Origin of the sequence: Maritalea mobilis, assembly GCF_019800885.1 — a bacterium.
GTDB classification, from domain to species: Bacteria; Pseudomonadota; Alphaproteobacteria; order Rhodobacterales; family Rhodobacteraceae; genus Roseibacterium; species Roseibacterium beibuensis.
Map to the genome: position 1 here is coordinate 1 of NZ_JAHVKE010000009.1, position 10060 is coordinate 10060.

General features: G+C 55.5%; 8 protein-coding genes. 2 read left to right on the forward strand and 6 right to left on the reverse strand.

Going from position 1 to position 10060, the window contains the following annotated elements:
- Positions 1–215 precede the first annotated feature (215 nt).
- A complete protein-coding gene (locus KUV65_RS17905) occupies positions 216–2330 on the forward strand; it encodes an AIPR family protein (RefSeq protein ID WP_222192105.1) in 2115 nt (704 codons plus the stop codon).
- Between the two features lie 84 nt (positions 2331–2414).
- Here KUV65_RS17905 and KUV65_RS17910 read toward each other — a convergent pair whose 3' ends face one another.
- The 6 genes from KUV65_RS17910 to dcm all read right to left on the reverse strand — a co-directional run bounded on the left by KUV65_RS17910 (position 2415) and on the right by dcm (position 8700).
- The gene (locus tag KUV65_RS17910) at positions 2415–2855 is read right to left on the reverse strand and encodes an EcoRII N-terminal effector-binding domain-containing protein (RefSeq protein WP_222192106.1); all 441 of its coding nucleotides are present in this window, start codon (positions 2853–2855) and stop codon (positions 2415–2417) included.
- The gene (locus KUV65_RS17915) at positions 2852–4672 is read right to left on the reverse strand and encodes a DEAD/DEAH box helicase (RefSeq protein WP_222192107.1); all 1821 of its coding nucleotides are present in this window, start codon (positions 4670–4672) and stop codon (positions 2852–2854) included. Before KUV65_RS17915 ends, KUV65_RS17910 begins: the two co-directional genes overlap by 4 nt.
- Positions 4669–5358 (reverse strand): HNH endonuclease, encoded by a 690-nt coding sequence (locus KUV65_RS17920; RefSeq protein ID WP_222192108.1) that lies wholly within the window; start codon positions 5356–5358, stop codon positions 4669–4671. Before KUV65_RS17920 ends, KUV65_RS17915 begins: the two co-directional genes overlap by 4 nt.
- Positions 5359–5503: 145 nt before the next feature.
- Positions 5504–7132, reverse strand: coding sequence for an ATP-binding protein (locus KUV65_RS17925; protein WP_222192109.1), 1629 nt, complete (start codon positions 7130–7132; stop codon positions 5504–5506).
- Positions 7113–7727, reverse strand: a complete 615-nt coding sequence (locus tag KUV65_RS17930; protein WP_222192110.1) for a very short patch repair endonuclease — start codon at positions 7725–7727, stop codon at positions 7113–7115. Before KUV65_RS17930 ends, KUV65_RS17925 begins: the two co-directional genes overlap by 20 nt.
- A complete protein-coding gene (dcm, locus tag KUV65_RS17935) occupies positions 7627–8700 on the reverse strand; it encodes a DNA (cytosine-5-)-methyltransferase (RefSeq protein WP_222192111.1) in 1074 nt (357 codons plus the stop codon). Before dcm ends, KUV65_RS17930 begins: the two co-directional genes overlap by 101 nt.
- A gap of 376 nt (positions 8701–9076) precedes the next feature.
- Here dcm and KUV65_RS17940 point away from each other — a divergent pair.
- Positions 9077–10060: hypothetical protein (locus KUV65_RS17940; RefSeq protein ID WP_222192112.1), on the forward strand; the 984-nt coding region annotated here is incomplete at its 3' end.

Below are 10060 nucleotides of genomic sequence, written 5' to 3' on the forward strand. Positions count from 1 at the left end.
GGCTGTAAGGGGCGGCCTATCTGGAGAGTTGGGCGAGCCGTGACACTCGGGGCTGTTGCCGTGCCGGCACTGGCAATGGAGGTGGAGCCGAATTATCGGGGCGGGCGTTGCGCACTGGTACGCAAGCGTTGCGGAAAATCGCCACATTGCTGTCGAGAGTACCGGCATATGGTAATGGAGCCAAAAGCCCCAAATTTTTACGGGTAAGGGACGCAATGGAGCATCTTCTGGAGTTCAACAAAGATCTGCTTGATGAGATCAAACAGGACGTCGAGGAGACCGGGCTGACCTTGGAGGATATTGCCTTCGATCGGCTCTGCTCGACTCTTGAGGCCGAAGCCGAGTTGGAGACCTCCGAACGTTGTTCGTGGACTGGGGCCGCACCGGGGAAGACACTCAGAATCGACGGTCACGGCGGCGATCCGCGGGAAGCCGAAGGGGTGTTAAGCGTTATCGTAAGTGAGATCTTCGACCGTAACCAACCACCCAGCCTGAATGCGGCTGATGCGAAGAAACTGTTCGGCCACTTGGTCAACTTCGTTGCCGCCTCCCGCAGGCAAGAGTTCCGTGACAGCCTGCATGTCGACACACCGGTTTTCGGGACCGCCGCTATGATCGCTGCGGCATGGCCATCGGTCGCCAAGGTGAAACTGATCCTTGTTACCAATGGGATCTACAACGGCCGTACCGATGCTGTTCTGGCCGGCAAGATCGGCGAAATCCCTGTCACATATAACATCTGGGACCTTTCCCGTTTCCATCGAGTCGAAACAACCGGCTCTAAAGAGAAGATCGTCGTGAAATTCGCAGAGGAATTTGGCGGCGCCTTGCCCGCCTTGCCCGCATCCGGGCCAGAGACGCGGTTCCCTTCATACTTGGCGGTCATCCGGGGCTCTCAACTGGCAAATATCTTCGACAAGTGGGGTGCGCGTTTGCTGGAGTCGAACATACGCAGTTTCATCCAAGCACGGCGGAAATCGGTCAACGACGGCATTCGGGACACGATCAAGAACGAACCCGAGATGTTCTTCAGCTACAACAATGGTCTGTCTGCGACGGCGGATGCGGTTGAGACCGAGGCGGACGGCACTGGGGTGCGCATCCTAACAGCCAGAAATCTGCAGATCGTGAACGGCGGCCAAACCACAGCTTCGCTGCACGCCGCCCTCAAGCACAGCCCAGAAAACCTTTCTAACGTGCATGTCCAAATAAAGCTGACTGTGGTGCCACCTGACAATTCAGAAGAGGTCGTACCCTTCATCTCGAAATACGCCAACAGCCAGAACAGGGTTAATGCGGCGGATTTCTTCTCTAATCATCCTTTCCATATGCGGATGGAGGGGTATTCCCGTCGCGTGTACGCCCCGCCAGCCCAAGGCGGCAGTCGCCAGACCCGTTGGTTTTATGAGCGCGCGCGAGGGCAGTACCAAGTTGAACGCTCGAAGCTTGGAGCAACCGACCGTCGCCGGTTCGACGCAGAGCATCCGAAACCTCAACTCTTCACTAAGACCGACCTTGCCAAGGTTGAACTGACTTTTCGCAAGATGCCTGACACGGTCAGCAAGGGGGCCCAAAAAAACTTCGCTGCCTTTGCCGCCGACATCGGTCAGGCTTGGGCGGCAAGTGACAAGAAATATGATGAGAGTTGGTTCAAACGGCTTGTGGCAAAGCTCATCATCTTCCGTGCCTTGGAAAAGGCGATCCCGCGGCAAGACTGGTATCCCGGTGGATACCGGGCGAACATCATCACCCATGGCATCGCAAAACTAGTGAATGATGTAGATGAGAGGGACAAGGTGCTGGACCTTGACCGGATCTGGAATGAACAAATCGTCCCCGCCGGATTACTGGCCTGCTTGCTGACCGCTTGTGAGGCGGCGGCTGATGTGATCACCGACCCTGACAGCGGCATCCGTAACATCACCGAATGGTCCAAGAAGCAGGCATGCTGGGCGAGGGTATCCCGGCTGGAGGTGGATTACGGCGATGACCTTGATGAATATCTGATTGCCCCGGAAGAGGCCAAGGCGGCCGCCCGTGAGGGGCGGCGTGAAGAGGCAATGATTTCGGGTATCGAGGCGCAGGCCAAGGTAATTGAACTGGGAGGGGCCTTTTGGGGGAGGTTGCGAGATTGGGCGGCACCAAATCGGTCATTTTCCCTCAAGGATGACGGCATCCTGAGGGCCTGCAGCCAGCAGGATCGGCGGCTGCCGTCAGAGAAGCAGTGCATTCTTGCCGTGGACATTCTTGGACGCGCCCGAGATGAAGGGTATGTGGACGAGCAGGAGACCCCGAGGATTAGGATTTCCGGGGGTGGCAGGGTGCACTGACGGGGCAGGTTTTCTGTGTTCAAAATCAATGCCTTAGTTAATGACAGGCCGATGGCTCCGCCAGAGGCTGGTGTATTGAACCGTCTAATGAACCCTCCGCCACCCCGTGGTCAGCCTAATCCTGACCGGGCCGTCTTCATGCTCCATGGGCTCATTCCGCGAGGCCGGGATGACCCTGATCCGGTAGTGTTCCTGCCCCTCGGCACGTGAAATCTCGAAGGTATCCCCCTCCCTCGCGCCGGTATTCCGCAGAAACTTGGTCAACCAAGTGATGCGGTACTCATTTCGGGTCCCGCGCGGTGTGTGGAATTTGTTGTTGTAATAGATGAATCGCAATCGCAGGATCGATCCGTCAGGGGTTTCGCAATCTATCCACGCTGAGGGGTTCAGTACTCCGGGGTCCAGTCGGGGCAGGAAGGCCAGAAGCTCTCCGTCCCCCTTGGGCACAAGGATGCCGCCCATGTGGCCGCCCGTGGTCCCGACATCATTGGCGCTCAGCGTTTTTATGAAGGTCTTGGTCTTCATGATTTCACGGGGCTAATTTCAAGGGCACGTTTCAAATCAGCTGCATCCCGGCTCGAAACTGGCACGGTTTCATTCGCGAGATCGGATTTCCATGCCGACCGCTCCAGCATGACCTCTTCAACCGTGTCTTTGTAGAATAGCCGGTAGATCGTGACCGGTTCGGTCTGCCCCCTGCGATGCGCGCGGGCACTGGCCTGTGCTTCTGTCGCTGGGTTCCAGACCGGGGTGAAATGGATGACCACGGTTGCCGCTGTGATATTCAGGCCTGCACCTGCCGCTTTGGGGTTCAGGATCAGGCACGCAGGACCACTATGTGCCGAGAACTCATCCACGATGGCTTGTCGGTCCTCTTGCGGAGTGGAACCGTTGATAGCTCCCCAATAGGTAGCCGGAAGATCACCGCATGCGGATTTGACTAGGTCGCCCAAGCGATTGAACAGGGCGAAGATGATCACCTTGCGGCCATTGGAGAAAGCCTCCCGCAACAGTTCAACCGTGCGTTCCAGTTTGGGAGTCAGTAGAGGCAGTTCGTCTTGCATGACGATCTGCGCGTCGTCGACATCAACCGCCGTCGCGTCGGGCGTCCGCAACCATGGATGCGCACAGACAAGTTGAAGCTGAAGAGTGGCGACGAGCGCGCCTGCGACAGGGTACTTCTCCAAGGTGACCTCGCGCACCCGATCATAGTGACGTGCAAGCCGGTCATCCAGCTCAAGCGGCAGGTCTATGTCGATCCGGTCCGGCAAATCCGCCGCCACGTCACCGACGCGGCGCTTCAGGATGATCGGATCGGTCATTTGACCAAGGGCCCGCCCCGCTTCGACAGTGTCTGGAAACTCGACCTCGAAAACGGTCCTTTCCCCGAGCATTCCTGGAATCGCGAAGTCCGCAAGCGACCAAAGATCCATCAGGGTGTTCTCAACCGGAGTGCCAGTCATCGGGATGGATCTGCGGCGTGGAATCGTCACAATCGCTTTTCTACGATTGGAATCAGGGTTCTTGATCGCCTGCGCCTCATCACAGATGACCCAAGACCATTCGAACGATGAAAATATGGAGATATCATTTACCATTGTCTCATAGGTGGTGATAACGACCGAGGCCACTTGTAGATCCCTAAAGATCCCGGCCCTGTGTGCGCCACGATGCACCAACAGGCTGATCGACGGTGCAAACTTCCCAAATTCCCGCACCCAGTTTGCTATCAGGCTGGTTGGGCAAACGATCAGCGCGGGTGAGGAACTGGCCGGCGGATCTTTCAGCAAAAGCGCGATGACCTGAAGGGTTTTTCCAAGCCCCATCTCATCGGCGAGGATCACGCCGCCCGTTCTACTGACGGTTTCCCACATCCATTGGACGCCACGAGCTTGGTAGGGAAACAGATCTGCAACCAAGCCGGGTATGTCGACATGCGACGGGAGCGCATCTGCAGCGATTTTTCCCGAATGCAGGACATCTGGAGCCAAACGCACCGCAAGCCCCTCGGGTGGCGCACGGTAGAGTTTAATCGCCGTCGCGTAAGAGATATCTGATGGATCTTCCCCTTCTAGCAAATCGGACAACATGGTTGGCACATCTGTCGGAAGCGGGCGAAGAGTTGCTTCATCAATTACCCAAGCATGGTTAATCGAGGGTGCCTCCAGAAGTCTTTCTTTGCCCCGAAACACTTTGGTTCCGCCCAGCTTGACGACGAGCTTACCCGCGGACCTATCGATCATGAGGATTGGCTCTACCACCCTCTCGGACGTGGCATACCCTGCGGGTGGCGACTTCAGAACCGCGTCGAAATCATGGGGAAGCAAAACAAGATCGGTCACATCGCACCGTGTTGCCAGCCAAAAGCCTGCATCTGCTTTTGAACGTCCTCAAGAGGAAGAGGGACGGGACGACGGGTGTGGACCGCGCGATGGCAATTCGGGCAAAGGGGCACAAGATCTGTAGCGGGGTCATACGGTCTAGGGGCATCGAGTAAAGACAGTGCCTCGAGGTGGTGGACTTCGATAATGTTCCCCGCTTCGCCGTAGAATGCTCTGGGTTCAAACCCGCAGCAAAAGCATCTTTCGCCGTGAAGTCGAATGCACAGAAGACGATTGCGCGGGTTTCTTTCGCGTTGACGAACAGTGTGAAGAAGAACCGCGCCTTCAAAGGCGCCTTCATCACTGTCTTCCTCCACAATGACATCGTAACCAATCAATTCAGCCATGGCGGCCATAAGAGGCACGATGACGTCACGGCTGACAAGAGTGACAGCCTCATCTGGATCGGCCGCCAGTCCACGCGCCGTCGCCGTGATCTTAAATGTGCCGGACTCAATCGTCCAATCGGTGCGCGGTTGCCCAGACAAGTCGAGCTCCACTGTCTCGTTGATCGAGCTGACGAGAGCTCTTGCCAAGCGGACATCTTCCGGCCCTGCATTCTGGATTTGCCTGATGACTTCTCCGGCGAATTTGCCGAACCCCAAGGTCACGCGGTAACCTCGCATGCCAAAGGGCTTCATGTCCACGACAGGACCATGACGCTCGTCAAGGTCATCGAACCACAAGCGAAGACCTGTCCTCAGACCAGTTTGGTCGACGGCCATGCCTATGGAGGCACCTGTACCGGCCTCAAGCTCAGCCCTTATCATATCCTGCCGTCCAGCAATCATCTCAGTCGTCGTCCCCGTCGATCAGGTCCGACGCTTCCACCTCCGGTACATTTCTAAGAAGCTTTCTCAGATTGGACGAAATTTCCTCGCGAATGTCTTCAAATATGGGTTCCAACTCTGGATCAGTATTGTTCTGTTCTGCCATGCCGAAGGCGTAAAGCAGCAGATCCATGCCCTCGACGGCAAAGCCGTTGGCAACGGCCCGCTGATAGATTTTCTGGTAGAAATCGTGATGCTTGTTCAGCAACACGCCAGGTACGTAGTTATCGGTACCCACGCTGCGATAGGCTGGCTCCCAAAGGTGACCATTTGTGATGGTGGTAACAGCTTCAATATGGATCGTGTCTGGGCTCACGTTGTTCTGGACGGGAGCCTTGATCTTGATCCGTTGACCGCGGTTGTTGTTGATCTCGGCTGTCTGGGTTGCCGCATTCGCTCCCGCAACTTGAGGTTTGGAAGTATTGGCGGTTCCGGCGATATTCTTGTTGGCACTTCCGTGGTCGACGGCATTGCTGCTGCTCGCCTTGTCCCGGTTTATGCGGCGATATCTCGCGTCTGCCTCTCGGTAGATCGGTTGCAGGATTTTCCGCAGACCGAGCTCAAGATCAGGATGGAAAAGTATACGTGATTTCTTGACATCAATCCGAAAAGCTTCATCCAATTCGAAACCAAAGTCGAATTCGATCCGTAACAAGGATGTGTGTGGTTCATTTGCGCCGAAGACATCCATCCAGCCACCATCTTGGATCAGTCGCCCTTCACGGTACACGTAGAAGCCCTGCGCTCTGTTTGAGATACGGGCGAACTTCGCTTCCTCGTCTTTCTCCATGTCACTGCGATGGGGGAGGATCCACGCCTTCATGTATGCCATTTCGATGGAACCATCGAAGAGCTCGACTTCCAGCTTCTGCTTGTTCGGTGCGAGAACTTGGTCAGAGCGCTGCGGATAGAACGGGTTCCATGGCTCAACTGGAGTGCCGTTGATCAGGATTTCGACATTCCGTTCCCGTTCATCTGCCAAATCAATAAAGCGATGGAAAACTAGCGATACGTGTTTTGCCAAGGCATCAGCTAGCCGTTTGACGGCCGCCTGCTCCTTGGCTCCGGGAGTGTACTCCTTCGACAGCAACCGGTCGCAGTTTTCCCAGATGACCAAGGTTCCGGTATCACCGCACAGTTCTTCGAACATGTCTTCTTGATCAGCCGTCACCGGTTCAGCGAGCATTTCCCATGCGTTTTGGGCTTCCACATGCTCTAGATCCCAGGTTAGTTTTGCCAGCGGCTGGTCTGGCGATTTTCGAGAAATCAGCGTGTATCGTTTACAGACTGAGCTCGAAGCAGTTTTGAGACCAAGGCCAAATTTGCCAAGGCTCTTTGCATCTGGTCGCCGATCCGCTCCGTATCGCATAGCATTTTGGACCTCATTGTGGTCCATGCCGCAGCCATTATCGCCAAAATGCACCAACTTTCGGCCATCGTGCATGAGATCTATTTGAACGTTGACTCTGTCAGCGCCTGCCGCAATCGAATTGTCTATGATATCCGCTGCTGCGGTCTTTACGTTATAACCGGTATCGCGGAGCCCATAGATCAACCGCGATGCATTTGGGTCATTGATCAGATTGGTCATGCTCAGAATACCTACTTTCCCGCGATATAGTTGAAGATCGTATTGTGCTGCAGGTGCCACCCGCACCTAATTCTAAGTATCTTGCTGTTCCTTGCAGCCATGCGACAACAGTTTGGATGAGGCGATCTAGAGAAATGGTCCGTGTCGCACATTCCCAAACGACAAGCACACGCCAACCGGAATCGAGAAGCGAAGCCATGGCGCGAGAATCCCGGTCGCGGTTGGCAGCAATCTTGGTCGTCCAGAATTCCGTTCTTGTTTTTGGAATTCGATAGTTTTTGCAACCAGAATGCCCATGCCAGAAACATCCATGCACGAAGATTACGCTTCGAAATCTGGGCAGTACGATATCAGGTTTTCCCGGGAGGCCTGACACATGCAGGCGAAATCTGTAACCGGCAGCATGAAGCCCCTTTCGCAGTAGCATTTCAGGCTTCGTATCCTTGGATCGGATGCGAGACATCATCTCGGATCGTGTGAGAGGCGTCCTTGTTTCAGCCAAGACTTTCCCTTCGGGATCGAAGTGCGACCATGTTGGTAAGCCAGGGAGACATTGCCTCTGCGATGGCGACCGCAACCGGCGCCGCAACGGCATTGCCAAACTGTCGATAAGCTTGCGTGTCACTCACTGGAATTTTCCACGGATCATTGGTTCCGGGGCGGTCGAAGCCCATGAGCCTTGCACATTCCCTCGGTGTCAGCCTTCGGGGGTTTTTGCCTCGCTGGGCCACAAGGATTTCAGATCCGTCTTTGTGATAGCGAGCGCTGAGAGTCCGAGCGACTTTGTCTGGAGTTACCAAACCGAAACCGAAACCGTTTCCGGCAGCTTTGTGTTTCGCCGCATATCCTTGGAGGTAGGACCAAAGACCATCGGTCAAGGTATACCTTTCATGAACTACTGCCTGTTTGCCAAATGTGTACCGTTCATCGGCTGCCTCGGAACCATCCTCGGGATGGAGAATGCTTCCCAAAGTCGGATTTGGCCCCTTGGGGATTTGAACATCGTTGAAAGAAAAGGTTGTTTTGTGTTCCCGACGGAAGCCTGCGATAAATATCCGCTCACGATGCTGCGGAACCCAGCTTCGAGCGTCGATAACCCTGTAGTCCACTTCGTAGCCAAGTTCATCCAAGGCGTGAAGGATAACCCGCATAGTATTGCCCCTGTCATGGCTCAACAGGTTCTTCACGTTTTCAAGTAGGAATGCCCGCGGCTGGTGGTGGCGCAGCATGCGGACGACATCAAAAAATAATGTTCCTTGTGTCTCATCCGCGAAGCCGTGGGCACGGCCAAGCGAGTTCTTCTTACTGACGCCCGCCAACGAAAACGGCTGGCATGGAAATCCGGCCAGCAGGAGGTCGTGGGGCGGCACGTCTGCCGCTTCCACCAAGGTGATGTCCCCTGCGATCTCGTGGTCGGCTCCAAAATTCGCTCGATACGTTTGCTGGGAGAACTTGTTCATCTCGCATGTGAACACGCACTCCCCGCCAATTGCGTCGAACCCTCGGCGCAGGCCGCCGATTCCTGCAAACAGATCGATGAATTTGAAGCTGCTGTCTTGATCTTGCATGTCTACATCCTGTCCTTGGGTCCAAACGTAACGCAACCTGTTGCGAGGTGCTACCCTTGGGGGTTAGTCGGAAAGCAGTTGGCCAAGAATTAGTTTTGATCCTCTTCCGTGGTGGTGGAGTTCATCGAACAGCTTTCGAGCGCGACAAGCCGGAGCGCAAGCATCTGGGCTGTGCTGGGAAGCCTTCCTGCAATCCATAGAGGCCACTTGCGACAGCGGTCCTGCCGACGCCCACCACGAAGCGACCTTCTATCGAAAATGCGCGGCCTCTACCGTCATGTGTTCGATGCCTACCAAAGCGGACCGGAGGACATCTACGCTGCAGCCTGAGGAATAGGGGACACCATTACAAGCTCCCCAACTCCACAGGCTCCCCATGACAATCGAAGACACGCTCGCTTTCGGCTGTGCCGATGGCGAAGAAATCCATGGCGAACGACAGCTCGACCCATGGCGTCAACCGAAGACCCCACCCGCCAAACATTTTGTCCAGTTCATCATCCAGATGCTCGAAGACCACGAAATGCGCTACGAGCTCAGAAAACGCAAACGGAAGGCGGAAGACCTCGAGACCTTTCATCGCGTTGTGTCGGCCTTGATCTCTGACCTTGCAGTCTCTGCACTGGCTGAAGAGTGTCGCGGGTTTCGTCTCTACAGGTCGAACGGAAAGCTGAAATACAGCTCCCGCTATCGCTCGCCAGTCACAACCAAGGTGCTACCTGCCATTCTCGACCTTCTGTGCCACCCGGCATTGATGCTCGTGGAGCAGGACCTTGGAGAAGGTGCCCCAAACGCAAGAGGCATACAAACGGTTATTCGGCCAACGCAGGCGTTTTCTCAGATGCTTTCGCGCCATGGTCTTTCTACCGGTGATTTTTCCGAGATCGAGGCAGGCGAGCCGGTTGAACTCAAGGGCGATAAGGAGTTCCGTGACAGGTCAGCGCCACGAGTGGAGTACGAGGACACTGAGAAAACCCTTCGTTACCGCAAGGAACTGCGGAACATCAATCGGCGTTTGGCAGAGGCTGACCTCGCATACATCGGCCCCAACCACATCGACACCAATCGGCGACAGCTTCGACGTGTCTTCACTCGCTTCAGCTTCCAAAGCGGCGGGCGGCTCTATGGTGGTTTCTGGCAGCCCATGAAGAAGGGAGACCGTCTTCACCACCTCCGGATCAATAGCGAGCCGATTGTCGAACTGGACTATGGGCAGATCATGCCTCGGCTGGTCTACTCAATCGCCAAAGCTGTTCCCACCATGGATGACCTGTACGCCATACCGGGTTTCGAGGCCTACCGTTCTGGTATCAAACGCGTGATGTCCTCGATGCTGTTCGTTGAGAAACGAATGACCAAG